Origin of the sequence: Paenibacillus sp. FSL R10-2199 (assembly GCF_038000235.1) — a bacterium.
GTDB classification, from domain to species: Bacteria; Bacillota; Bacilli; order Paenibacillales; family Paenibacillaceae; genus Paenibacillus_AQ; species Paenibacillus_AQ phytohabitans.
Genome location: NZ_JBBOBO010000001.1, coordinates 2132402 through 2158368 on the forward strand (window position 1 = coordinate 2132402; position 25967 = coordinate 2158368).

Here is a 25967-nt window from a genome sequence, read left to right on the forward strand (position 1 = left end):
TATTGAGGGAAATGTTGTATTTGGTGCAGGATTTTTGAGTAATATTGGATTTGCTCCCCTCCTGCTCCCCTCCTGTTCCCCTCTGCCGCTCTAATCATAACTCCGGCGCTCCTTCCTCCCCGACCTTATCACACTATTTCCAGTTCTTAATCAAGCCCCGCCGCTCCCCAGCCCTGCCGATCTATTCCCAGCTCCATAGGTTCTACCCTCAGCACTCAAATCCCAGCTCCGCCGCGAGCGAAGCGGTGGGGCATTCCCTTTGCCCCCCTTTCAGGGATATACATTGAAAGGGCCCACCCGTGGAGCGGCAGAAAGGGACGGAGGGAGGTTTGGAACTGTAGGAGCGATAGCGTCCGCCTTTAGGTTTGGATTTCTACCGTAAGCAGTGGTCCGAATCAAGAAATCCAAACCTAACAGCGGCCGGAAGTCCAAAGCTCACGCAGTCCCGCCCGCCGCCGTTCCCCACCCCTGCCGCCCCTGTGATACTCCCAGCCCCATCAGCTTCACCGCGCCCACTGCACTCCTTCCAATGTATATCCCCCTCAATCACACGATAATCATTAACCCACACCCCCAGCCCCAGCGCGCCTTTATGAGTAAATGATTGTATTCGTAATCCTCCGTGGACTGTAATGTGAGGCTTGTAACCAATACAAGTTAAACGGAGGTCAAAAAGGAATGACGAAAAAATCCTTCACCCTGCTCCTCAGCTCGCTGCTGACACTCAGCATGCTGTCCGCATGCGGCGGCAACAACAATAATGAGGCGGCGGCAACCAAAGATCCAGGTGCAAGCACCGGAACCAACACGGCAGCGGCTACAGAGCCGGCAGCAGAACCGGAAAAGCCGACAGAGATCAAAATCATGCTCCCACTGAACACGACAGATACTCCACCGGACACGATCAAGACGGAAGTGGAGAAATTGACGAATACGAAGCTGACCTATCAGTTTTTCCCGGCAGATACCTATGAAGAGAAGCTGAACTCCTCCTTCGCCACGGGCTCACTGCCGCAGGTTACGTATCTGAAGAATCAGACGACCTTCCTGCAGATGAAGGAAGCGATCAAGGACGGACAGTTCTGGGAGATCGGGCCGCTCCTCAGCGAATTCCCCAACCTGAACAAGCTGAAGCCGGAAATCCTCAATAACACCAAGGTAGACGGCAAGCTGTATACCCTGTATATCGGCCGTCCGCTGGCCCGCCAAGGGATTATCTACCGTAAGGACTGGGCGGATAAGCTGGGACTCGCAGCACCAGCCAATACCGAGGAACTGTTCGCAATGGCTAAAGCCTTCACGGAGCAGGACCCTGACGGCAACGGGAAAAAGGATACGATCGGGGTGGTTGACCGGAATGAGCTGGTGTACGGGGCGTTCAAAACCGTCTCTTCCTGGTTCGGCACACCGAACAACTGGGCGGAAAAGGACGGCCAGCTGGCTCCGGAATTTACCTTCCCGCAGTACTTCGACACAATGGATTTCTTCAAAAACCTGCGTGACGGTGGATACATGAATCAGGACTTTGCAGCAACCAGTAAAACGGATGCGGTAAATACGTTCACCAGCGGTAAAGCAGGACTGTATATCGGCGGTTCCATGCAGGATATCGATTCCCTGAACAAGGACTTGATCAAGAACGTGCCGGATGCCGTGCTGGACACACACAGTATGGTGGCCGGACCTGACGGCAAGTTCGCCCAGTGGATGATTCCCGGCTATAACAACGTAGTGCTGTTCCCGAAATCAGCGGTTAAAGATGAAGCAGAGCTGAAGAAGATCCTGGCCTTCTTTGACAAAATGATGACCCCTGAAGTGGCCAACCTGATGTACTGGGGGATTGAAGGTACACACTATACCGTGGAAGACGGCAAAGCCAAAGCAACAGATAATAAAGAGCTGATTGAACGTGAAGTCAAAGGCTTCAAAGACAGCGTAATCGGCGAATACGAAACGAACGGCATGTACCAGAGTCTTAACGTACTGCCGGGCCGGATTCATGCAGAAGAGCTGGTGCTGGAGAATGTGAAGGTAGGGGTTGCCGATCCTACGGCAGCGCTCGATTCGTCAACCTACACTTCCAAGGGTGTTGAACTGCAGCAGATCATTACAGATGCCACTTATAAATACATGTACGGCCAGCTCGATAAAGCCGGTTTCGAGAAAGAAGTCGAGAACTGGAAGAGCCGGGGCGGGGCCCAAATCATCGAAGAATACAATGCCGTGTACAAAAAATAAGCAGAACGCAGCAGCTTTGACTGCGGGCTGACCACATGAAAGAAGGCTGCCCCGGGTTAGCGCTTCGGCAGCCTTTTTTTCAAATATAGAAGAATTTACAGAGAAAGGAAGAGAATCATGCAGGAAGTTACCGCCCAGCCCCGTGTAGTTCCCGAACCGAAGCCTAAGAGCTATAAGAGCAGCAGCGAGCTTAAAAAACGGCTGTGGAGAAACAAATTACTCTATGTGATGCTGATCCCCGGAGTGCTGTATTTCATTGTATTTAAATATTTGCCGATGTACGGACTGATTATCTCCTTCCAGGATTACAAGCCTTACCAAGGGATTACAGGGAGCGAGTGGGTTGGAATGAAGCATTTCAGCCGCCTGTTTACCGAACCTGATTTCCTGAATATTCTGGGGAATACCCTGATCCTGTTCGGGATGAATATTCTGATTTATTTTCCGATTCCGATTATCCTCGCCCTGATGCTCAATGAACTCAGAGGCACTTTTTTCAAAAGATTCTTCCAGACCCTGGTCTACCTGCCCCACTTCATGTCCTGGGTTATCGTCGTCTCGATTTCCTTCGTCATGGTGACGATGGACGGGGGGATTATCAACGAACTGCTGGCCTACTTCGGATTCTCCAAAATCAATTTCCTGCTGAGTCCCGGCTGGTTCAGACCCATGTACATCATTCAGGTCATCTGGCGGGAAGCGGGCTGGGGTACGATTATTTATCTGGCTTCCATCGCTGCGATCGATCCCGGGCTCTATGAAGCTTCGCGTATGGACGGAGCCGGAAGGCTCAGACAAGTCTGGCATATTACACTGCCGGCGATCCGCGGAGTCATCATTACCCTGTTTATTCTGAAAATCGGTTCCGTACTCGATCTTGGATTCGAACATGTCTACCTGCTGCTCAATTCCATGAACCGGGAAGTTGCGGAAATTATCGATACGTATGTCTACACCGCCGGACTGCGGCAAGGGCAGTTCAGCTATAGTACAGCCATCGGCTTCTTCAAGTCGATCGTGGGTCTGATCATGGTAGTGACCGTCAACAAGGTATCCAAGAAAATAGGAGAAGAAGGCGTATATTAAAATGCCGCAGGAGGAATTGAAATGGTAGAAGACCGTACGATTAGCGGTAGAATATTCTCCGCTGTCAACTTTACACTGCTTGCCATCATCGCGCTGGTAACGGTGCTTCCCTTTGTCCATGTAGTAGCAGGGTCCTTCACAACCAGCGCAGAGCTGGCGGCCAACAAATTTGTACTGATTCCGAAAGTGTGGAGTCTGGAGGCCTACAAATTTATTTTCTCAACGAATACAATCTTCAGAGCCCTGGGTGTGTCGATCGGGGTAACACTTATAGGGACTTTGTTCAGTATGTTCATTACGTCGCTGATGGCTTACGGTCTCTCCCGCAGGGATCTGGACGGACGCCGGGTATTTAACTTCCTGGTAGTATTCACGATGCTGTTCCACGGCGGAATGATTCCAACGTTCCTGGTGGTCAAAGAGCTGGGCCTGATTGACTCGTATTCAGCATTAATTCTCCCGTCGGCGATCAGTGCCTTCAATATGATTATCCTGAAGAACTTCTTTCAGAACATTCCTGAAGGACTGGAGGAATCGGCCAAAATCGACGGCTGCAACGACTTCGGCATTCTGTTCAAGATCGTATTGCCTTTATCGCTGCCGGCGATTGCCACGATCTCCCTGTTCTATGCGGTGACGTACTGGAACACTTATATGAGCGCCATTCTGTATCTGGATAACAGCGCCAAGTGGCCGATTCAGGTCCTGCTGAGACAGATTGTCGTGCTGGCCAGCGGGATGGATCACAGTGCAACGCTCGATGGCACGGTGCCGCCGCCGGATCAGACGATCAAAATGGCTGTAATTGTGGTAGCAACGCTGCCGATTCTGATGGTGTATCCATTCCTGCAGAAGCATTTCGCCAAAGGCGCGATGCTGGGCTCGATGAAGGGCTGATGCTGAGGGCAGGCCGGGTATTCTGAAATATGAAAGGGGTATAACAATGATAGGCAGTCTGCCGCAAACACCTTTAGAATGGGCGCAAAAAGCCTGTGATTCTTTGATGGATACGTATCAAGCGGGGGAGCTTCCGCCTGCGCACCGCTGGCATTATCACCAAGGCGTGTTTCTATGCGGGATGGAGCTGCTGTGGGAGGCTGTCCAAGAGGACCGCTATATCGAATACATCCAGCAGTATGTGGATGATCTGGTAGATGAATACGGCAATTTCTATTTTGCCCGGGATGAGCTGGATGCCGTACAAGCGGGGCTGTTGCTCTTCACGCTGCATGAACGGACCGGCAAGCTGAAGTACCGGGAGGCTGCGGCTAAGCTCAGGAATCTGCTGCGGACGCTGAACAGAACCTCCGAAGGCGGCTATTGGCATAAGGACAAATATGCGAATCAGATGTGGCTCGACGGGCTGTATATGGCCGGGGTCTTCTCCCTGAAGTACGCGAATGCTTACGGGGAAGAAGACTTGCGCGCAGCGGTGCTGCACCAGGAGCGGCTGATGCGCAAATATATGAAAGACGAGGCTACCGGCCTGCTCTACCATGCCTGGGATGAGAGCCGCCGTATGCCATGGGCGAATCCGCAAACCGGCTGCTCGCCGGAGTTCTGGAGCCGGTCGCTCGGCTGGTACGGGCTGGCGCTCTCGCAGTTCATGGATGAGCTGCCGGAGAAGGATCCGGGGCGGGCCGAGCTGGCCGCCGAGCTGAGCGGCTTCGTGCAGGCGCTGATCCGCTATCAGGACCCGCAGAGCGGTCTCTGGTATCAGGTGGTCGATAAGGGAAATGAGCCGGATAACTGGCTGGAGACCTCCGGCTCCTGCCTGTTCGTCTACACGATTGCCAAAGCGGTGAAGCTGGGCATTCTACCGGCGGAGGCTGAAGCTGCAGCGGCAGCGGCGGCACGGAAAGGCTACGAGGGCTTAATTCAGGTGCTGGAATGGGATGAGCAGGACCGGCTGATTCTGCCGGATATCTGCATCGGGACCTCGGCGGGAGATTACCGCAACTATGTAACCCGCCCGAAGGTCAGCAATGACCTGCACGGAGTAGGGGCGCTGGTGATGGCCTGTGTGGAGATGCAGGCGTTGTACCCGGCCAAAGTGTAGCAGAGCCTGAGGCTGGCGGTTCGGCAGAATCGTAGTGGAGTTTGAAGTGGCTGTATCCGGCGGAAAGCGCAGCAAAGCTTGAGGCTGCCTGGACCAGCAGTGGATTAGTAGAAGGAGGCGCGCAGTGTTTAATATTGCGGATTACGGAGCGCTCCGGGATAGCGGGGTTCCGGCAACGGCAGCGATTGCGGACGCGATTGAAGCGGCGCATCAGGCTGGCGGAGGTACGGTGTATGTTCCGGCGGGCACCTTCCTGACAGGTGCCGTGCGTTTGCGCAGCAACATAGAGCTCCATCTAAGTCCCGGAGCGGTATTGTCCTTCAGTACCGATCCGGCGGATTACCCGGTCGTGGTATCACGGTGGGAAGGAGTGAAGCAGGAGGTGCACGCGGCCTGCATTTATGGGGCGGAACTGGTGAACGTCTCGATCACAGGCAGCGGGACGATTAATGGAAACGGTGCACCCTGGTGGGAGAAGCACCGGAATCACCCGGGAGAGCTGGAGTATCCCCGCCCGAGATTGATCGGCCTGGATAATTGCAGCCGGGTGACCCTCCGGGATCTGACGCTGATTAATTCTCCCAGCTGGACCGTGAATCCGATCGGCTGCAGCAATGTGATGATCGATAATCTGTCGATCCTGAATCCGGCAGATTCGCCGAACACGGATGGCATTAATCCTGAGTCCTGCCGTGATGTCCGCATCAGCAACTGCCATATCGATGTGGGCGATGACTGCATTGCCATTAAGGCAGGCACCGAGGACACCAAGGAGCGGATTCCCTGCGAGAATATCACGATTACGAACTGCGTGATGGTCCACGGGCATGGAGCGGTGGTGCTGGGCAGTGAGATGAGCGGCGATATCCGCAACGTGACGATCAGCAATTGTGTGTTCAAGCAGACGGACCGGGGCATCCGCATGAAATCGCGGAGAGGGCGCGGCGGGATCATTGAAGATATCCGTGTCAGCAACATTGTGATGGAGGATGTGATCTGTCCCTTCACGCTTAACCTGTATTATTTCTGCGGGCCGCGGGGCAAGGAGAAGTATGTTTGGGACAAGAACCCATATCCGGTAACGGAGGAGACCCCGCAGTTCCGGCGGATTCATTATGCCAATATTACTGCCCGCAATGTTCACGCAGCGGCAGGATTCCTGTACGGGCTTGCCGAGCAGTATGTATCGGAAATCACTTTCACTAATATTGATATTTCGATGGCGAAAGATGCAGTGCCCGGCCATCCTGATATGATGACAGGCATCGAGAATATGCAGCGCCGGGGATTCTACCTGGGCAATGTCCGCGATGTGCAATTTCAGCAGGTCAGTATTGAGAACCACGAAGGACCGGCCTTTTACGTTGAGAATGGGGAAGATGTGGAGTTTCTGAACTGCCGGTCGCGGAACACGGCGAAGCCGGAAAAGCTGGTGGAGCAGGTTACGGTGGAACTGGCGGGGAAATGAAGTCCGGCATCAATTGGGCGGAATATGGGGGGAAGAGCGGTTGATACCCTCTGACCTTAGTGAATAAACTATATGCAGAAGAGCCTGGTCCTGTTAGGGGACTGGGCTCTTGTTGTATGTTTGATCACTGTAGCGCTGCTGTACCATCCGCTGCACTGGAAGCTTTCGCCCAATTGCACTTAAGGGATTCATCCATCGGCTGGCCATCGTTCGATATAACTGTATTTTGTACAACTAAAATGATCAATTATTGCGCGAGGGGAGGTTTAATTGCACTCTATACACTTATATAACTCCCCTATGCTATAAAGAGACACTTTTCTCTATTTTAATTGTACAGAATACAGTTATTCCTGCTTTTCCGGTCTTTCGCCGTCTTTTAACTGCACGAAATACAACTATTCCGAAATGTGCATCCGCACTCACTCCTTAACTCTAGAGGAGCTTTGCGGCGTAACTGTCTGCAACACAGGCTAACATCCGCATTTGCTGTCGGGCGGTAACCCGGAGTGTGCAGCGTAATCCCCAGTCAGTTTTTAAGTTCAATATAGTTAGCTGAAATCTTGCACGAAATACAACAATTCTCTCGTGATAGCGGGTTAAATCCGGAATTGTTGTACAAAAGGCAACATTTCCCCTACTCCATGTGGTTTAGCATAAGGATTGTTGTATTTCCTACAACAATCCTTATAAATATCCCGGTATTTATGTATCCGAGTTGTAATACGTACAACATTTGTACTTTTATAGGCAGATGTATCTGCAACCGTGTCCGCGTTCGCAGTCGCATTCGCAGTCGCATTCGGATTAACGTCAAAGTACCCTCATTTACATCGGCCTCCGCATGCTGACGTCAGCTAGAGTTATAGAGTGAACATAAGAATCTAACCTGCTCTATTGCGCCGCTCTATTGTGAATTCCCTGCTCGGCACAGGGGCGTTAATCGGCTAACTGTCATTCTTAAGTTCAGCTTATATAGCAACTTTTGCTGCCGGGCGGCGACCCGGAACGTATGGCGCAAGGCCCGGCGTACCAACCATTACGAACAATATCTGTACTGGCGTGCGTTCAGTATATTTTACAGCCTTCTGAGTATATCTTTTCTCTTCAGGCCGTTCTTCTTGGCGGTGGCATTCCAAAAGGAGTGGGTTGCGGCGAATTTCCAGGCGAAGCGCGGGAAGTTGGGGCTGAACAGCATAGATTCATCTGCGCTTCTGGATTGGATATTAGCGGCCATGCTGTGCATTGCTTTTCCCAGGTTCTTAAGCGGACCCTTGCCGGGAGGGACCTTCTCCAGGGAGCCCAGCATTTCACCGGCACCTTGACCCAGCGCCTGCCCGAAATGAACTCCGGCCCGTGTGCACCAGTGTTTAAGGATATCCAGAGCAATGTGATTCTGACTGCCCTCATAGAAACCATTGTTGATCATAGCATAGACATAGATATCCTTTTCTTGCTCATGCTCGGATTTAAGGTATTCCTCGAGGGTTGCCAGCAGCCTGAACAAGTGTGAAGGGATGGCATCTACATAGAGCGGGAAGGCAATCACCAGTACATCCATACGGCACAATTCGCTGTATTGCGCAGGGGTGAGCGGTCTTTTGTTCGGATTATAGTAGGTTAGTTCATTCCCCGTGCGGATAAGCGGCTCGAGCATCTTCAACAATATACCTGAGTTACTGTTAACGGGCTTGGGGCTGCCGTTGATCATGGCGATGTTCATTGGATCGCCTCCTTAATGCTGTGCAGGCTGTCATGGAAGTACACATGGTTTCCTGCAGAGTACAAATTCAGGCTGTTCGCGGCGACCAGCGTTCGGGCTGTGTCTTTTTCAGCCTCGGTGATGTCATCCCCATAGAAATGAACCGATAGATTGAACTGGTGATCATACCGGTTGCGGTGATGGGTTTCTCCATTCTTGGTGACAAAATAGGGGAGGACGTAGGAAATACTCCGGTTCAGCACATTCAGGACAAAGGGACTGTAGCTGCCGTACATACATTTGCTGATGATAATCAGTTCATCGCTTTTGGAGAACAGCTCACCCAGATGGTTATAGCCATCCCGTATCACGCATGCGCCGGGCGTCCGGGTCCAGCAGCCGAAGCAGCCCATACACTGGCGGATGGTACCATTGTCCGAGATAACAGTCAGCTCTCCTTGCCCGCCCTCTGCCCATCCTGCAAATTCCTGCTCCTGCAGATCGTGCACAATCGTTCTCATGGTTCATGTCTCCTTAACTACAGATTCAAGCGCTAACAAATCACGCCAGTTCCCCGAATAACGCACCCCGTTATTGGTAAGCAGTGAAGCAATACCGTGCACCATCGCCCAGTGTGAAATCAACTGACGGGAGAACTCTGCTTCCGGCAGTCCGATGCTTGTGAACAATTGATAGGCAGTGGTCCGGAATAGAACGAATGGCGGATAACTGTCGGAATTATAGTTGTCTAAATCAATGACTAAGCCTGAGTGGTAGAATAAAAACTGGAAATATTGCGGATGCTCCATGAAAAAATCAATGTAAGCCTGCCCCAGCTGGAACATCGCTTCCTGGCGGTCCTCCTGTCCTTGAACGGATGCACGCAGGGACTCCATAAATTGCTCTGTGACATGCTCACCCATGGCGGATACCAGCTCATCTATATTTTTAAAATGGCTGTAGGGGGCGGTGTGGCTGACTTTGCATTCGGCTGCGACCTTGCGCAGGGAAAAGCTGTTGATGCCGTCTGTGTTAATGAGCTTAATGCCTGCTTCTATAAGCTGGCTCCGTAAATTGCCGTGGTGGTAGGGTTTATCCGTCACTTTCCTGCAGCCTTCCTTTCCGTTATCTTTACACTGTAAAGATTGTAGCACTGAATCTTTACAACGGTAAGATACATAGATCACACAAGGCAAGCTGGAAATCATTCTCTCCTGTAATTTTTTTGCAAAGTAATTCAGTTTAAGTTATTATTAGTACCATGTACTAATATCAGATACTATAACTAACGATGAGGTGATATTGATGAAGGGTGCAAGAATTACAGCGATCGGCTCTTATGTACCGTCCCGGAGACTTACGAATCATGATCTGGAGCAAATGGTCGATACCAATGACGAGTGGATTGTTCAGCGGACGGGTATACGGGAGCGCCGAATCAGCCGCGCGGATGAATATACAAGTGATTTATGTGCAGCCGCCGTGCAGGATCTGATGAAGCGTTACGGTAAAAGCGTACAGGATGTCGATATGGTTCTCGTTGCTACCAGTACGCCCGATTTCTCTTTTCCTTCCGTGGCAGCCATTGTGCAGAACCGTCTCGGTATTCCGCTTACTTCGGGAGCGATAGATATGAGTGCCGCATGCGCGGGGTTTGTTTATGCTCTGCATACGGCTCATGCGCTGGTGTCCTCGGGATTGCATCATAAAGTGCTGGTCATCGGCGCTGACGCGCTCTCCAAGATCACGGATTACACTGACCGCAGTACCAGTATTCTGTTCGGTGATGGTGCAGGGGCTGTACTTGTGGAGAGCGGCGGGGATAAAGATCACTTCTTAGGGTTCAATCTCGGCAGCGACGGGAGCGGAGCGCAGCATGTCTACCGGACTGGGCTGGCGGACAAGGTGAACGGAGTGGAGCTTGCCGCTACAGGCAAGCTGGTACAGAACGGGCGTGAGGTCTTCAAGTGGGCGGTCCGGACAGTTCCGCAGGGGGTGCAGCAGGTGCTGCAGAACGCAGGAGTCAGCCTTGCGGAAGTGGACTGGTTCATCCCGCACAGCGCTAATCTGCGGATGATTGAACCGGTCTGTGAACGGCTGAAGTACCCGTTCGAACAAGCGCTGTACAGCCTTGAATATTTCGGCAACACCTCGGCGGCCAGTATTCCGCTTGCCCTCGATCTTGGCATCCGTGAAGGAAAGGTGCAGAATGGCCAGCGGATCCTGCTGTACGGATTCGGTGCAGGCCTCACCCACGCGGGCCAATTGGTCAGCCTGTCACTGGACCCGCAGGTGGGTGCTCCAACACCTCTTTAATGTCAGCAGAAAACACTCATAAGGAGATCCACATCGGACATTTTATCAAGGCGGTTTCCGAATCATTAAATCGTCAGATATCGTGAGATATGTATTAGACTAGCCACAACTATGTAAGACAGCGGCAGCCGTGGACGAGAAGACAAAGTCCTGGACTGCCGCTGTTTTATTGAGATAAGGTTTCCCGTTAGCTTAATTCCGAAATCCCTGGGGCAGGCCGAGGGGAAATAGCCCCAATGCTGAGCTAAATATGTTGTTAGCTGATGGATTCGCCTTCACCATTCTCCGGTCCCCGCTATACGTGTCTACTTTACTTTATTCAATAAGATTGTCACCATTCTGCTCAATGTCCCTTGATCGACAAAAGGAGCAAGGCTTGCCAGCAGGTCTGGGCTAAGCTGTTCAGCTTCGACTCCATTAATCAACTTCTCGAGATTTTCCCTCTCCAAAAAAGGTGCGAGGCTCATGATCCGGTCCGCATCGATGGTGCCATCTGCAACCCGGTCTACCAAGCGGCTTAACGTTTCTCTGCTAATAAAGGGTGCCAGCCCTTGAACGGAATTCCAGCTCACGCTGCCCTCATCTGCCTGATGAACCAGTTCATCCAATATACCTGTTCCAAGGAACGGAGCCAGCCGCATGATCACGTCTAAGTTAAGGATGCTGCTGTCTACTCGTTCTGTAACCTTATGCAGAGCGCTTGCTTTTACAAACGGTGCTAACTCTACAAGCTCTTCCATCTCCACCTCACCGGTATTGACCATCTCTGCAACTTGGTCCGGCCTGTTCTCTGCGATCTCCTCAACGATCGTTCCTAGGTGCTGATGCTCCCGATTTTCTGCGTTGTCTCCTGCATTTAGAATGTCGTCTACCGTTTTGCCGAATAACCTCGCAAACTTCGGAAGCGTTCCGATATCCGGAAGCGATTCGCCTCGTTCCCATTTCGATACCGCCTGATGACTTACATTCAGTTGATCGGCAAGTTCCAATTGGGTCAAATCCTGGTCTTTGCGAAGCTTCGAAATATAAGCTCCAATTTTACGCAAGTCGAGCATTGTATACCTCCAATGAAACAAAATGTACAGTGCGCACTGTCGAAAACAGCATAGCATTTTGGCAAACGCAATCCTATCAAGCGATGGTTGAATGGTCACATGCGCTTTATTCAACTGCCGGTAGAATTGTCCGGATTGAGCTTTTGCCAGTTTCATGTATTGTTTTTTTTCTACAAATCATTTCCATTAGCCTGCGCGTTCGCTTTTAAACACAAATAATGGGGACCAAGCCGAAAAATGGTCCCCATAACCAGAAAAACGGTACCTTGAACCATCCCATCAAATGAGAGATTATAGTATCGAAAGCGGTTTCAGTATGGTTCAGGTAAGCACGGAATGATGAAACAGAGGGGAGGTAGTATGCTGCACCCGGAAGAAGGCGCAGCTCAGCGGTTCAACCCGCTTCCGCAGGATTCACGGATGATCAGCGCCGGCTCAACCACGAAGGAGCCGCCTTCCGACTGATTGTTAATGAGATCGAACAGCATATGGGCCGCGAGTACACCGAGCCGTTCCTTGTTCTGGCGGATTGTAGTCAGTGTCGGGCTGGTATACTGGCAGGCCTCGATATCATCACAGCCGATGATGGCGACATCCTCCGGCACACGGAGGCCATGCTCCTTCAAGGCGCGGACCGCTCCCAGGGCGAGCAGATCGGAGGCGGCGAAAATGGCTTGCGGCAGACTGCCGGTCTGGATCAGCTGCTTCATGGCGGCGTAGCCGCTGGGCTCGAAGAAATCGTCACCATGCACGAACCATTTGGGATTCATCGTCAGACCGAAACCGGCAATGGCTTTGACATAGCCCGCTTCGCGCCGGTTGGAGATATCCGAATCGGCCGTACTGCCGATGAAGCCAAGCTCCCTGTGGCCGAGCAGATAGAAATGCTCCACCACTTTGGAGGCAATCTGGTAATTATCCGACATCACATAGCCGGATTTCTTGCCGGTCAGCTCTAGGTCAACGCCGATGCAGGGAATATTGCTTCTATCCAGATCCTGTATGGCAGGCTCCATCTGTTGTCCGGAGATAATGACGCAGCCATCCACATGGAAATGCAGGCAACGCGAGAAATAATCGCCGCTGCTGATGAATTTCTCATTGGAAAAGAAGATCAGGTCGTAACCCAGCACGCCCATCTGCTTCTTGAAGGAATTCAGTACCTCTACAAAAAAAGGATGGGTAAACTCCACATTCAGCTCACCGGCAAAAATAACCCCGATCAGATTTGACTTCTTGGTAGCCAGTGTTTTGGCGGAGCTTGAGGGGGTGTATCCGGTTTGTTCGATAATCTCCAGCACTCTTTGCTTCGTTTTTTCGGAAACATCGCTGTAATTATTCATTATTTTCGAAACAGTGGATACAGAGACCCCGGCCATTTCGGCAATTTTTTTGATATTCATCTGCATGCTAAAGTCACCCCCGCTTAATAGTTGTAACAGGGCCAAAAGACGGGTATGCCAGGGTTTCTCAGGCTATAGGGCCGTTCATCGGACACTCGGCTGCTGCTAAGAAATAGTTCTTTCTAGAGTCTATTCAACTTGCCGAAACAAGTCAAAGGTTTATTGCACTCAAGGGATAAGTATGGATATTATCGAAACCGATTTCGATTATTGCAGCTGAGAAATACCCGGCTATGCAATTGTGACGGGTGAGACTGGAAACTAGAGGAGGCATAAAGGAAATGAAAAGAAATGTATCTGCGGTGTTAGCGGCCGCTGTGATCATTACCGGACTATTGTCACCACTGGGCGGCGGAGCGGCAGGCGCTTTGCCTGCGAAGAGTAAGCTGGCAGCTGCGGGGAATGCAACAGCTGCGGTGCAGAACAGAAATTTGACTGCCGCTGAAATGAAAGCGTTTACTGATGTGAGCACGGACAATTGGGCGGCGGATGCCATACAGCGCTGGAGCCGCAGCGGTGTGATCTCCGGTTACGGGGACGGCAGCTTCAGGCCGGATTATCAGGTGACGAGGGCAGAATTCGCGGCCATCATCAACCGCATATTTGGCTACAAGGAAGCAGCAGCCTCACTCCCGGCGGATATACCTGCGGGAGCCTGGTACAGGAACGATATCGCCAAGGCGGTAGCGGCAGGTTATCTAAGTGCAGGGGCAGATAACCATATCCAGCCTGCAGCTAAGCTGAAGCGCGGGGAAGCGGTTGTGGCGCTGCAGAGGATTTTCCGGCTGGAGACTGTCAATCATGCAGGGCCGGTGTATAGCGATCTGGCCGGGGCAGGCAGCGAGGTCATTTCAGCAGCGGATGCATTTACTGCAGCCGGCTATATTCAGGGCTATCCGGGAGGCTTGTTCAAGCCGGACGGAAACATTACCCGCGCCGAGCTGGCCAAGATGGCCGATACGCTGGTGCAGGAGCTTCAGTCCTCTGGCGGGGAAGTGAAGCTGGGGACGGTGCAGGGGAATGTGGTGCTGAACCATGAAGGAGCTACGCTCAAGGACAGCATAATTGAAGGCAATCTCTATCTTACCGAAGGTATCGGAGAAGGGGATATCCGTATTGAAGGTGTGCAGGTTAAAGGCACAACCTATATCCGCGGCGGCGGTGAACACAGCGTGACCCTTGCGGACAGCAGTCTCGGCACTATTCAGGTTGCTAAGCCCCGAGGCACAGTCCGCATTGTTGCCAGCGGGACCACAACAGCGGGAACCATACAGCTGAACTCAGGTGCCATCCTTGAAGAAGGCAATCTCACCGGAGAAGGATTCACCAATGTTGTATTGCCGGCGGGGGAGAAAACGGTCACCCTTAAAGGAAACTATGGAGTGGTTTCCACCGCAGATCCGGCAGGAAGCCGCATTGCACTGAACATCTCCGGCAAGCTCGCTAAGCTGGTGTGGGGAGCCTCCGGCACGATTGTGCTGATGGACAAAGCGCAGGTGGCCGAGCTGCTCATTAAAGCCGGGGCTAAAGGCTTGACGATCCAGGGCAGCGGCAGCTTCGGCACCGTGCTGAATCAGGCGGATGATGTTACTGTAGGCGGCTTTGCCCTCAAGCAGGGCAGCAGCACGAATCTGAATCCGGCTGCACCGCTGGCCAGCCAGCCTCCTGCTGCCGCAAGCGGCGGAGAGACTGCCGCTACGGCTACACCGGCTGTGACCCAGACGCCGGAAGCTACACCAGCGCCGACGCCAGTGGTAACGCCGGAGCCGACACCGGAAGCTACACCGGAGCCGACGCCGAAAGCTACGCCGGAGGCAACACCGGAATCTACGCCGGAGCCGACGCCGAAAGCTACACCGGAGCCGACGCCGAAAGCTACACCGGAGCCGACGCCGAAAGCTACACCGGAGCCGACGCCGAAAGCTACACCAGAGCAGACGCCGGAGGCAACACCAGCGCCGACGGCAACACCGGTAATTACGCCGAGTCCGCTGCCTACATCGACCCCGTTGCCGGAAGTCACACCAACTCCGGTACCGACCAGCGATCCGTGGACTCTAGTGTGGAATGATGAATTCAACGACGGTTCTATTGATCCGGCTAAATGGACTTATGACCTTGGAGACGGAACCATAGTCGGCAATCCGGGCTGGGGAAACAATGAGCTGGAGTATTACACGAACGACGTGAAGAACGTGAAGGAAGAGGACGGCAAGCTGGTCATCACCGCGCGTAAAGAAACAGTAGGCGGTAAACCGTATACCTCCTCACGGATCAAAACAAAGGGATTGTACAGCAAACTGTACGGTAAATTCGAGATCCGGGCGAAAGCACCGACCGGCAAGGGGCTCTGGCCGGCGATCTGGATGCTGCCGGAAGATTACACCTACGGCAATTGGGCTGCCTCCGGAGAGCTGGATATTATGGAAGGCTGGGGCAGCCGGCCGAATGTGGTTGCCGGAACCATTCACTATGGTTCCCAGTGGCCGGATAATGTCTATTCCGGCAAGGAATATGTGCTGCCGGGCAATTCCACGATTGAAGATTACCACACCTACTCCATCGAGTGGGAGCCGGGGGAAATCCGCTGGTATGTGGATGAAGTCTTATTCTCCACCAAGAATGACTGGTACAGCAAGAGCAGCGGCCAGCCGGCAATGAATGCGTATCCGGCACCGTTTAACCAGAGATTCCACCTTCTGATGAACCTGGCGGTAGGCGGTAACTTTGACGGTGACCCTACAGAGGATACAGTATTTCCGAGTTCCATGGAGATTGACTATGTCAGAATATATGAGCTGACCGGACGCGAGTACCGGGAACCGGTACCGGTTGAGTTTGAGAAGGAGCCTTATCTGGAGGGAGCTAAGCTGCCGCTTGAGGGCGGCAACTTCATTTATAACAGCGGCTTCACCGAACAAGTGGAAGGCGATGCCGGAATGGGCATTCCGAATACAGCGCACTGGGTATTGTACAAGGATGAAGGAGCGGATGCAGCTCTATCGGTTGAGCCGATAGGCGGGCAGAATTTCCTCAAGGTGAACATCAGCAGCGCCGGCGGAAATTCTTATTCGATTCAGCCACAGGCCATCGTTTCAGTCGCGAAGGGAAGATACTACAAGCTGAGCTTCGATGCCAAGACGGATACGGCGCGTGATATTAGCGTCCGGCTGACAGGCGGGGCGCCGCTGGGATTCCCGTCGTATTCACCGGCGTTCAAAGCTGACCTGACACCGGAGATTCAGCATTTCGAGACGATGTTCCAAATGAAGGAGAGCTCGGATAACGCAGCGCGGATCGAGTTCAATATGGGCACCAATGCATCACCGGTATGGCTCGGTAATGCCAGGCTCGAAGAGATTGAGAGTATCCCCTTCGATCATGACAGTGCCAAACCGCCGCTCGGAAGCGGCAACCATCTCTACAATGGCAGCTTTGATCTGGGCGAGCCGGACCGGCTGAGCTATTGGCATACCACGGCTGCAGGTGGTGCAGCGGTGCTTCCGGTTGTGGTAGACCCGGGCGTCCTCAAGCTTGAAATTTCAGGCGGGGATGGCGGCAGCGCTGACGTTGCATTGCTGCAGAAGGGAATCTTCCTGGTGCAGGGGCACGATTATAAGCTGACTTTTGAAGCCGAAAGCGCCTCCCCACGGACAGCAGTAATTGAACTGCAGGGCAATAACGGGCAGGTATACGCTTCACAGCCCGTGCAGCTTACAGCAGACAAACAGCAGGTAGAGGCGGTGTTCACGAACCTTGCAGGAGCAACGGATCATCTGGGTCAATTCGTCCTGCGGCTTGGCGGGACTGCCGGAACCGTGTATGTGGATAATTTCGTTCTGCTGCGCACCAGCTTCTATTATGACCCGGCCCTGACCTATTACCCATTGCTGAACGGGGACTTCAGCTTCGGCCTGAACAGCTGGGAGCGGCTGGTTACGGAAGACGGCGGGCAGAGTGCAGCGGCGGCAGTGGACGGAGCGGTGAAATTCAGCATTACGAATACCGGTAATCAGCCGTATTCGGTCATGCTGTTCCAGAATGGCCTGAAGGCAGCCGCAGGCTCGGATTATGTGGTCGAATTCGATGCCAGTTCCAGTGTCGCACGCCAGATCAGCGTGAAGGCGGAGAATGCGAAATACATCCCTTCGCTGGATAAGACAGTGGATGTATCACCGGCAACGGGGCATTACAGATTCGAATTCCGGCAGACAACGAATGATACGCTTTCGCTGAAATTCCTGCTTGGCAAGGTGGGCGATATGAGCGTTCCGCAGAGCCATGACATCATCATCGATAATGTGAAGTTCGAGATCAAGGACGCGCCGGCCAAGCCGCAGGAGCTGCTCGCAGACAGCACCGGTAACCGGGTGTCGCAGCCGATCGAGCTTACCTTCATAGAGAAGGGAGACTGGTCCGGCAAAATTAATGCCGTGAAGGTGGACGGTGTCACGCTCGCGGATGAACTTTACAGTCTGAAGCCCGGCGCGATTATCATCGGTGCCGCAGCATTCCCGGCAGAGGGCAGCTATAAGATTACCGTGGAAGCTGACGGTTATGTAGGCTCAAGTGTCGTTCAGGCCATTCTGGCCAATGACAACAATCTGGTGGTCAACGGTTCATTCACAAGCGGTGACTCGGGTTGGTCGACATGGTCCGGGGGAGGCGGAGTCTCAAACTTTAAGGTGAACGAGGGTGTGGCAGAGATAGAGATTGCCGCTGCCGGCGGCGATACCTGGAGTACACAGTTCTATCAGGAGCATATCAAGCTGGAAGCAGGCAAAACCTACGAGCTGAGCTTCAAGGCCAAATCTACGGTTGCGCGGCAGATTATTGTGGAGTACAGCGGAACCTCGGCCCAGTCAGCTCAAGCGAAGTTTGATGTCACGGCAACCTGGGCGACTTACAGCGCGCAGTTCAGTGTTACGAATGACATCCCGCTGAAGCTTAACTATCTGATCGGCAAAACCTTAGGTGAAGATGGGACGGCAAACAGTACGGAGCACACGATCTCCTTCGACGATATTGTAGTCAAAGAGGTTACAGGCGGTCCTGTCATCGAACCTGCCAGCGGCACACTGGATAACGGAACCTTCAATGCGGATCAGGGCATTAAGGGCTGGACGCAATACTTCGACGGACCCGGCTCAGCCGCAGTCCAGAACGGCGAACTGGCGGTCTTACTGAATTTTACCGGAATAGCCAACTTCGCTGCACAAGTCGATTATAGAGACCTGAAGCTTGTGCAAGGCAAGACCTACACCCTGACCTTCAAGGCCCGCTCGGATGTGAACCGGCTGATTGAAGTGGCCGTTGAACATTTCGGCCCGGATTACAATAAGTATTTACCGGTGACAGCCATTGCTCTGACCGGTGAGATGGAGGCGTACAGCTTCACCTTCACTATGAATGACAGCACCGATGCGGGTGCACATCTGGTATTCCTTATGGGGCTCATTGACGGAAACAGCGCACAGACCAACACGGCCATCCAGGCCGGCAACCATATTTATATCGATGATGTCAGTCTGGTTGAGAAACTGTAACAGTAAAATAACAGAGAACGATAAACGGCCGCGATCCTTGAATTTAAGGATCGCGGCCGTTTGCATTTGTACGGATAGGATTAACGTATATGGCTGATATTATTCTTTAGGGATCAATTCAAAAATCTTGCCGGTCTCCAGCGCTTCGATCAGCTTCAGCAGCCAGCGGTAATATTTGATCGCTTCCTCAATTTTGGCCTCATCGGTCAAAAGCAGACGTCCGATGTCCGGCTCGTCCGAATATTCTTGCTTCATCTGCTGGATCTCGGACAATGATTTGTTAAGTGCAGTCATATTACCCTCGACTGCTTTTCTCCATTTAATGGAGAAGTAGTCGCTGAAGTTCTGATGCCAGTCCGGGACCACCTCGAACAGATCCTTGCGGGTGCCTTTTCCCCAGACTTTATCGATCATCTTCAGATCCAGCAGCGTGCGCACACCGGTACTCATCGATGTCTTGCTCATACCCATAGTGCTGCTCAGTTCGTCCAGTGTAACCGGACCCTGATTGAAATACATGTAACCGTATAAATGCCCAATGGACAAGGTAATTCCGTACAAATCCATATTTTTACCGATGGAATCGATGACCCGCTCACGGACTTTGCTGATTCTCTCTATTTGTTCGGGCAGAAGCCCCTCTAAATCGTTCATGATGTCCCTCCTGAGGAATAGGCTGACAGGCAACAAACCTCTCCAATGTATTGTAATCAAATCCGCTGCTATAAGTAAAGAATTCATCTGGAACGGAATATGGCGTTAAACAGAGTATTCTATACGTAAAGTTCGTAAAGTTAAAACTGTACACTAAATTTTAAGCGAATATGCGCTTTGCGTCTCTTTTCACAAGTCCGTTACACTAGGTCAGGAGAACTAACCTGAAATATTAAGGGGAGAGAAGGAGGTCACCATGGCAATTATAGAGGTGAAACAGCTTACCAAAGTATTCGGTCATGATGCGGTACGGGCACTTCCATTATTAGAACAAGGCTGGTCCAAAGAGAAGATTGCCCGGGAAGCCAAGCTGACGGTTGGCGTGAATAAAGCCGAATTCAGCATTGAAGAAGGAGAAATATTTGTCATTATGGGATTGTCGGGCAGCGGTAAGTCCACGCTCGTCCGGTTATTGAACCGGCTGATTGAGCCCACTGGGGGCCAGGTATTGTTCAAGGGCAAGGATGTTGTCCAGATGAATCCGGAGCAGCTAAGAGAGTTCCGGCGCAAGAATATCGGCATGGTCTTTCAAAAGTTCGCGTTATTCCCGCACCGCAGTGTGCTGGCCAATGCTGAATACGGACTGGAAGTGCAAGGTGTGGAGAAAAGCAAGCGAACCCGTCTTGCCATGGAGGCACTTGAGCTGGTCGGCCTTAAGGGCTGGGAGCATCACCGGCCGGATCAGCTGAGCGGCGGCATGCAGCAGCGTGTCGGTCTGGCCAGAGGGCTGGCCAATGATCCGGATATCCTGCTGATGGATGAGGCCTTCAGTGCGCTTGATCCGCTGATCCGCAAGGATATGCAGCAGGAGCTGCTGGAGCTGCAGGCCCGGGTGAAGAAGACCATTGTATTCATCACGCATGATCTCGATGAGGCGCTGCGGATTGGTGACCGGATTGCACTGATGAAGGACGGCGTCATTGTCCAGATCGGTTCGCCGGAAGAGATCCTCATTCAGCCTGCGAATAAATATGTAGAACGATTCGTTGAGGACGTCGACTTGTCCAAGGTGCTGACAGCCGCTCATGTCATGCGCCAGCCGGAGATGATCCGTCCGGAACGCGGACCCCGGGTAGCCCTGCAGCTTATGCGGGACAGCGGAGTATCCAGCCTGTATGTGGCGGATAATGAAATGAAGCTCCAAGGTGTAATTACAGCGGAGAATGCGGCACAGGCACTGAAAGAGAACCGGAGCATTCTGGAAGTCATGCAGCGGGAGATTCCCCGTGTACGGCCGGATACCCTGCTGAATGACCTGTTCGAGATGATGTCGGAGACGCATCTGCCGGTTGCCGTAGTAGACGAGGGTGACAAGCTGAAGGGCATTGTCATCAAGGGAGCCGTGCTGTCCGCACTTGCCGGTAATGCGGTTCCGGAAGGAGGGCTTGGTTCATGAATTTACCCAAAATACCGCTCGGAAAGGGCGTAGAATGGCTCGAAGACTGGCTGACAACTTATTTCGGCCCCTTCTTCGATCTCATTCATGCTGTGATCGGCGGAATGGTAAGCGGCATTGATGCGGCGCTAACATTCCTGCCCGCGATTGTGCTGACCATACTTATCGCCGCTCTGGCATATTGGATCGGCAAATGGCGGATGGCATTGTTCGCAGTGATCGGGCTGCTGCTGATTGATAATCTCGGATTATGGGACCCCTCAATGCAGTCGCTGGCCCTTGTGCTGACGGCTTCCTTGCTGGCTGTAATTATCGGGGTTCCGCTGGGCGTGCTCTGTGCGCAGAGCAAGACCTTCCAGAATATTGCTACGCCTATACTTGACTTTATGCAGACGATGCCGGCGTTCGTATATCTGCTGCCTGCGGTATCGTTCTTCTCTCTGGGTGTAGTGCCAGGGGTGATTGCTTCTATTATATTTGCTATCCCGCCAACCATCCGTCTAACGAACCTGGGTATCCGGCAGGTATCGCCGGAGCTGGTGGAGGCTGCGGATGCCTTCGGATCCACAGCAGGACAGAAGCTGTTCAAGCTGCAGCTGCCGATTGCCCTGCCGACTATTATGGCCGGTATTAACCAGACCATTATGCTGTCACTGTCGATGGTCGTAATCTCGTCCATGATCGGCGCCCAGGGTGTCGGAGCCTATGTGTACCGTGCGGTATCACAGGCCAAGACGGGGGCAGGCTTCGAAGCGGGGATTGCCATTGTTATTATTGCGATATTGCTGGACCGTCTGACCCAGAAGCTGTTCAAGCCCAAACAACAAGGATAGAGGAGTGTTTAATTCATATGAGTAAATTTAAATCGATGAAACTGAGCCAGCTTGGCTTGATTATGCTATTGATGATGGTTGTTGTTATTTCCGGATGCTCGTCCAAGGATAATTCTTCGGTGAAGCTGGCTTATGTAGCCTGGGATTCGGAAATTGCCAGCACGAACGTGGTTAAGGAAGTACTGGAATCGAAGCTTGGCGTTACGGTAGAAATGCTCCAGGTCGATGCCGGTCCAATGTGGGCAGGGATTGCTGACGGAAGTGCGGATGCGATGGTAGCCGCCTGGCTGCCGGGTACCCATGCTTCCTATCTGGAGAAATACGGCAATGATATCGTAGATGCCGGTGTGAATCTGGATGGAACGAAGACTGGACTTGCCGTTCCCGCTTATATGGATATTAATTCCATCGAGGACCTGAAGAATGCGGAAGTTGCGGCTTCGCTGGATAACATGATTATCGGAATCGAACCGGGTGCCGGAATTATGACGGCTACTGAAGCCGCAATTGAAGCGTACGGATTAAGCGATTATACGCTGCTAGAGAGCTCTTCGGCGGCGATGGCACAGGAGCTGCAGAAAGCTTTTGACAACAATGAACCGATCGTAGTTACCGGCTGGACCCCGCACTGGATGTTCGCGAATATGGACCTGAAATATCTTGATGATCCCAAGAATGTATACGGCGGTGCTGAGCAGATCCATACTATGGTACGAAAAGGCCTGCAGGATGATATGCCCGATGTGTATCTGTTCCTAAGCCAATTCAAATGGACCGCAGACGATATGGCTCAGGTTATGGTCAAGATTCAAGGCGGACAATCGCCGGAGGAAGCGGCCAAAGATTGGGTCGATAACAATGAAGCCAAGGTGAATGAGTGGATTACCGGAGTGAATTTGTAGAGATTGTTCAGCGAATCAGCTATTTGGCAGAGAAGATCGATGTGTGCTATGATTGAAAGAACATAGGCTACAATTCTGTAACTTGTACGCTAACGACTGTTCTTTAGATGTACATATCATAAGCAAACTCATTCAACAAACACCCCGAGAGGGGTGTTTTTCTTGAAAAGATAAGAATGTATATGCTTCGCGTAATAAATGTTCCTTATCTTTCTCGCTGAAACGGTACCGTCCTTATTAAAGGACGGCAACGCCGTTTCCACTTGAGATTCACGAAACAAACGTTAATGAGCGATTCCCTTATGTTCAGTATGAAATCAGGAGACAGCTGCTGCAAGGAGTCAGGAAAGGGGAGAACTCCGTGACCGAGACCATTAATGCCTGGATCGACTGGCTGCTGCAGAGTCTTGGATTGAGCGGCCCTTCCATTCTATTCGCTACCGTTCCGCTGGCGGTACTGCAAAGTTTATTCGGATTTTTCCCACTAGCGATCCTGATTGTGCTTCACGTCTCTGTATTTAATGTTATTGGCGGGATGATTGTCAGCTGGCTGGCCTGTAATATTGGTGCGGTGCTCGTCTACTTCCTGTTCCGGCGCTATCTTTCGGAGTGGTTTGACCGGAAATGGGGATATAAGCTGAAGCGCTATGACAAATGGCAGATGTATCTGGACCGCTACGGCATCTGGACCCTGGTGCTGCTGCGTACGATTCCGATTGTGCCGAGCAATATTATCAATCTGATGTCGGCCGTTTCTCCGATTAAGCCTGCTGCTTTTATCTGGGGGACGGTGCTTGGGAATCTGTCTTACATCTGGCTGTTTGGAACGATCAGCTCCTCGCTGATTGTCCCCCGGGAGGAGTGGAACGGATTCCTTACGTGGTATGCGGTGTTTATGGTAATTCTGATCGCTATTTTTGTCCGCCGTCACTGGGGGCATCTGCAGGAGGATAAGCGTAAGCGGATGGGGTAGGAGGCAATATAGATTAAACTTAAGATTTTAAGTAAAGAAGTATTCGTAACTGCGGTGAATATTTGGACTTCCGGCCGCTGTTGTCTACAGATTTCTTGATTTGTACAACCTTTAGCGGTAGAAATCCGTAGACAAAGGCGGACGCTTCCGCTCCTACAGTTCCAAAATTCCCCTCCGTCACTCCCTTCTCCAACTCAAATTCCAGTTCAATCTATATAAAGGATAAAAGGAAGTAGAAGCGTAGAGCAGTTCTTCGGTGTTACACCGGGAACTGCTCATTTTCGTTAAAAAGGATAAGTGTCTTCACTGCTTTCCCACATTGTGGGGTTATTTTGCGTTCGTCCCGAATAGCCTATAGTACATGGGCGGCTTGACCGCAGGAATGTCGGGAGGGACTGCAAGGCATGGGCAGAATCAGAAAATGGGGGAACCGGCGGGCAGGCGTACCATTCTTCGGGCGTCTGCGTCTGCCGAGGTTCAGCTGGAGCGGGCTGCCGAGATCGGCCGGGCGCAGCCCGGCGTTCAAGGCCAAACCGTCGAAGGCAGTCTTCCGGCCGCCGGGTTCGGGAGCAAGATTCGCGGCGAAACCTTCAAGGTCCGGGGCGGGGGCATCAAGCCGGGGCGGTGTATTCGTGGCGAAGCCTTCTAGGTCGGGAATCCGGCCGGACAGGAAAGAAGCGGGTTATGAGACGGCTTCGCCCGGTGCGGGAGCAGGCGCTCCGGGCTACCGTGTCTGGCGCAAAGCCAGCCGGAGCGGGGGATTCAGCCTGTTCCGCGGCCGGGAGGGGAAGAAGCAGGAGGCCGTGGCCGGGAAAGGCCGGAAGCCGCGCCGCCGGGGCAGATTCTGGATCATCCTGAGTCTGCTGCTGATTCTGGCTGTGCTTCAGGGGCTGCGTTATGTGGAGCAGCATTTGAAGCCGCCGATCCTCCATCTGGCGCAGATCCGGGTGAAGCAAATCGCTACGGAATCCATTAACAAGGCGATTACTTCCCAGGTTGCGGACGGTGGGAACGCGGAAGCGCTGATTGACTGGAAGACGGATAAGAACGGCAAAATATCCGGGTTCATGCTCAACTATAAGGAGCATATGCGGATTACTTCACAGGCGGCCGAAGTCATCCAGTCCACGCTGCAGGAGCTGCATAACCAGACGGAGCATATTCCGCTGGGCCAGGCGCTGGGCAGTCCGCTGATTGCCTCATTTGGGCCGGATATTCCGATCAAAATCGAACCGCAGGGCGCGGTAAAGGTGGAACTGAACACGCGGCAGCAAAATGCCGGCATCAACATGATTCTCGTTGAAGTCTTTATTCATATTGTTACCGAGGTAGCGGTTGTCATTCCGTTTGATATGGAGCCGCAGATCGTGGACACAGAAATTCCTGTCTCCTACCTGATGGTTGTCGGCGATGTCCCGATGTACTATTACGACAATCAGGGCCAGCCTGTCGGCGAGAACGGCAGCAGCGCGCCGGGAATAGCTATTCCCGCACCTTCACTGAACACGGAGAAGAACGGAACTGGCGTAGACGGCACAGTACCTGATGAAAGCGGCTCAGGCGGAAATACGAACAGCGGAGAGAATAACACACCGGCCGGGAGCGGCAACTCTGCGCCTAGCACAAACGCCGAGAATGCCGGGGCCAATGCGGGCGGCGGAGAGTAATGGGATATAGATTGGTAGAACATATAAGTGGAAAAAATCCATCTGCTGTTGGCAGAATCTCTGATTCCGGTGACTTAGTTGGAAAAACGGCACTTAATTTCAGCCGGATTCGCTGACGGCGGGGATATAGACAGGATTAAGTGTCATAAATCCAATTAATTTCTGTAAGGCAAGCAAACTGGAAGGATTAAGTGGAGAAAATCCACTGCTTACGTTGAAGGGTCAGGGACAGCGATAATGCGGGCCTGCGGGCGTTTAAGTGAGAATAAAAAAGACTATAATTTGCAAGCAAGAGTCGCCAAAGAAATGGGCGGCTCTTCTGTATTTGCTCGGACAGGAACGTTAGCCTCTCTTAACGCGGCATAGAACAGTGAAAACATCGTACCAGATTGCTGTTTACGTATCAGGAACGTAGCCTCTCTTAACGTGGCATAGAAACGTGAAAACATCGTACCAGATTGCTGTTTACGTGACAGGAACGTTAGCCTCTCTTAACGCGGCATAGAAACAGCTTCTCTCCCGGACTCCGCGCACGCTCCCAATAATAGTCCACCAATCCAATATTAATGCACTATGAATAAGCCGGAACGGATTTTATAATAAGGGCAA

Annotated in this window: 18 protein-coding genes; 12 read left to right on the forward strand and 6 right to left on the reverse strand. The window is 52.3% G+C overall.

The genetic code is table 11. The features are described from left to right. The first annotated feature begins 678 nt into the window (after positions 1-678). The 5 genes from NYE33_RS09490 (at position 679) to NYE33_RS09510 (ending at position 6851) form a co-directional block, all read left to right on the forward strand. Positions 679-2238: an extracellular solute-binding protein gene (locus NYE33_RS09490; RefSeq protein ID WP_340782545.1), complete on the forward strand. Its 1560-nt coding sequence runs from the start codon at positions 679-681 to the stop codon at positions 2236-2238. A 117-nt stretch (positions 2239-2355) separates the two neighbouring features. Continuing rightward, complete coding sequence (locus tag NYE33_RS09495) at positions 2356-3324, forward strand: ABC transporter permease (RefSeq protein ID WP_042139871.1); 969 nt, start codon at positions 2356-2358, stop codon at positions 3322-3324. 21 nt (positions 3325-3345) lie between these two features. Then, positions 3346-4221, forward strand: coding sequence for a carbohydrate ABC transporter permease (locus NYE33_RS09500; protein ID WP_039305372.1), 876 nt, complete (start codon positions 3346-3348; stop codon positions 4219-4221). 46 nt (positions 4222-4267) lie between these two features. Continuing rightward, complete coding sequence (locus NYE33_RS09505) at positions 4268-5383, forward strand: glycoside hydrolase family 88/105 protein (RefSeq protein WP_042139870.1); 1116 nt, start codon at positions 4268-4270, stop codon at positions 5381-5383. 124 nt (positions 5384-5507) lie between these two features. Beyond that, positions 5508-6851: a glycoside hydrolase family 28 protein gene (locus NYE33_RS09510; protein ID WP_042139869.1), complete on the forward strand. Its 1344-nt coding sequence runs from the start codon at positions 5508-5510 to the stop codon at positions 6849-6851. A 1078-nt stretch (positions 6852-7929) separates the two neighbouring features. Here NYE33_RS09510 and NYE33_RS09515 read toward each other — a convergent pair. From NYE33_RS09515 to NYE33_RS09525, 3 genes are read right to left on the reverse strand one after another with little or no spacing between them, the layout of a single operon-like run. After that, a complete protein-coding gene (locus NYE33_RS09515; RefSeq protein ID WP_042139868.1) occupies positions 7930-8574 on the reverse strand; it encodes a hypothetical protein in 645 nt (214 codons plus the stop codon). Next, entirely contained in the window at positions 8571-9074 is a 504-nt protein-coding gene (locus NYE33_RS09520; RefSeq protein WP_042139866.1) for a flavoprotein, read from the reverse strand. The genes NYE33_RS09515 and NYE33_RS09520 overlap by 4 nt, the downstream gene beginning before the upstream one ends. Before the next feature lie 3 nt (positions 9075-9077). Continuing rightward, complete coding sequence (locus tag NYE33_RS09525) at positions 9078-9656, reverse strand: TetR/AcrR family transcriptional regulator (RefSeq protein WP_042139865.1); 579 nt, start codon at positions 9654-9656, stop codon at positions 9078-9080. A 202-nt stretch (positions 9657-9858) separates the two neighbouring features. Between NYE33_RS09525 and NYE33_RS09530 the strand changes: the two genes are divergently transcribed. Further along, positions 9859-10869, forward strand: a complete 1011-nt coding sequence (locus NYE33_RS09530) for a ketoacyl-ACP synthase III (protein ID WP_340942404.1) — start codon at positions 9859-9861, stop codon at positions 10867-10869. Between the two features lie 305 nt (positions 10870-11174). Here the strand turns inward: NYE33_RS09530 and NYE33_RS09535 are convergent, their stop codons facing one another. Both NYE33_RS09535 and NYE33_RS09540 read right to left on the reverse strand, forming a co-directional pair. Then, positions 11175-12080, reverse strand: coding sequence for a helix-turn-helix transcriptional regulator (locus NYE33_RS09535; RefSeq protein WP_341065563.1), 906 nt, complete (start codon positions 12078-12080; stop codon positions 11175-11177). Positions 12081-12310: 230 nt separating this feature from the next. Beyond that, entirely contained in the window at positions 12311-13327 is a 1017-nt protein-coding gene (locus NYE33_RS09540; protein WP_039305455.1) for a LacI family DNA-binding transcriptional regulator, read from the reverse strand. Positions 13328-13608: 281 nt separating this feature from the next. Between NYE33_RS09540 and NYE33_RS09545 the strand changes: the two genes are divergently transcribed. Beyond that, positions 13609-18873, forward strand: coding sequence for a carbohydrate binding domain-containing protein (locus tag NYE33_RS09545; RefSeq protein ID WP_341065565.1), 5265 nt, complete (start codon positions 13609-13611; stop codon positions 18871-18873). A 99-nt stretch (positions 18874-18972) separates the two neighbouring features. Here NYE33_RS09545 and NYE33_RS09550 read toward each other — a convergent pair whose 3' ends face one another. Further along, positions 18973-19527, reverse strand: coding sequence for a GbsR/MarR family transcriptional regulator (locus NYE33_RS09550; protein WP_042139863.1), 555 nt, complete (start codon positions 19525-19527; stop codon positions 18973-18975). 256 nt (positions 19528-19783) lie between these two features. On the opposite strand from NYE33_RS09550, the gene NYE33_RS09555 reads away from it, so the two are divergent. The 5 genes from NYE33_RS09555 (at position 19784) to yunB (ending at position 25358) form a co-directional block, all read left to right on the forward strand. After that, positions 19784-20983, forward strand: coding sequence for a quaternary amine ABC transporter ATP-binding protein (locus NYE33_RS09555; protein ID WP_042139862.1), 1200 nt, complete (start codon positions 19784-19786; stop codon positions 20981-20983). After that, on the forward strand, positions 20980-21816 hold the full coding sequence (locus NYE33_RS09560; RefSeq protein WP_039305343.1) for an ABC transporter permease: 837 nt from the start codon (positions 20980-20982) through the stop codon (positions 21814-21816). The genes NYE33_RS09555 and NYE33_RS09560 overlap by 4 nt, the downstream gene beginning before the upstream one ends. Positions 21817-21833: 17 nt before the next feature. Then, on the forward strand, positions 21834-22718 hold the full coding sequence (locus NYE33_RS09565; RefSeq protein ID WP_231575224.1) for a glycine betaine ABC transporter substrate-binding protein: 885 nt from the start codon (positions 21834-21836) through the stop codon (positions 22716-22718). A 361-nt stretch (positions 22719-23079) separates the two neighbouring features. Beyond that, a complete protein-coding gene (locus tag NYE33_RS09570) occupies positions 23080-23691 on the forward strand; it encodes a TVP38/TMEM64 family protein (protein WP_042139861.1) in 612 nt (203 codons plus the stop codon). A gap of 404 nt (positions 23692-24095) precedes the next feature. After that, positions 24096-25358 (forward strand): sporulation protein YunB, encoded by a 1263-nt coding sequence (yunB, locus tag NYE33_RS09575; protein ID WP_341065566.1) that lies wholly within the window; start codon positions 24096-24098, stop codon positions 25356-25358. The last annotated feature ends 609 nt before the right edge of the window (positions 25359-25967 follow it).

Bases quoted from the DNA above. Each gene is read 5' to 3' on its own strand.
- NYE33_RS09490 (WP_340782545.1), top strand. From the start codon at position 679: ATGACGAAAAAATCCTTCACCCTGCTCCTCAGCTCGCTGCTGACACTC.
- NYE33_RS09495 (WP_042139871.1), top strand. From the start codon at position 2,356: ATGCAGGAAGTTACCGCCCAGCCCCGTGTAGTTCCCGAACCGAAGCCT.
- NYE33_RS09500 (WP_039305372.1), top strand. From the start codon at position 3,346: ATGGTAGAAGACCGTACGATTAGCGGTAGAATATTCTCCGCTGTCAAC.
- NYE33_RS09505 (WP_042139870.1), top strand. From the start codon at position 4,268: ATGATAGGCAGTCTGCCGCAAACACCTTTAGAATGGGCGCAAAAAGCC.
- NYE33_RS09515 (WP_042139868.1), bottom strand. From the start codon at position 8,574: ATGAACATCGCCATGATCAACGGCAGCCCCAAGCCCGTTAACAGTAAC.
- NYE33_RS09520 (WP_042139866.1), bottom strand. From the start codon at position 9,074: ATGAGAACGATTGTGCACGATCTGCAGGAGCAGGAATTTGCAGGATGG.
- NYE33_RS09530 (WP_340942404.1), top strand. From the start codon at position 9,859: ATGAAGGGTGCAAGAATTACAGCGATCGGCTCTTATGTACCGTCCCGG.
- NYE33_RS09535 (WP_341065563.1), bottom strand. From the start codon at position 12,080: ATGAAACTGGCAAAAGCTCAATCCGGACAATTCTACCGGCAGTTGAAT.
- NYE33_RS09540 (WP_039305455.1), bottom strand. From the start codon at position 13,327: ATGAATATCAAAAAAATTGCCGAAATGGCCGGGGTCTCTGTATCCACT.
- NYE33_RS09545 (WP_341065565.1), top strand. From the start codon at position 13,609: ATGAAAAGAAATGTATCTGCGGTGTTAGCGGCCGCTGTGATCATTACC.
- NYE33_RS09550 (WP_042139863.1), bottom strand. From the start codon at position 19,527: ATGAACGATTTAGAGGGGCTTCTGCCCGAACAAATAGAGAGAATCAGC.
- NYE33_RS09555 (WP_042139862.1), top strand. From the start codon at position 19,784: ATGGCAATTATAGAGGTGAAACAGCTTACCAAAGTATTCGGTCATGAT.
- NYE33_RS09560 (WP_039305343.1), top strand. From the start codon at position 20,980: ATGAATTTACCCAAAATACCGCTCGGAAAGGGCGTAGAATGGCTCGAA.
- NYE33_RS09565 (WP_231575224.1), top strand. From the start codon at position 21,834: ATGAGTAAATTTAAATCGATGAAACTGAGCCAGCTTGGCTTGATTATG.
- yunB (WP_341065566.1), top strand. From the start codon at position 24,096: ATGGGCAGAATCAGAAAATGGGGGAACCGGCGGGCAGGCGTACCATTC.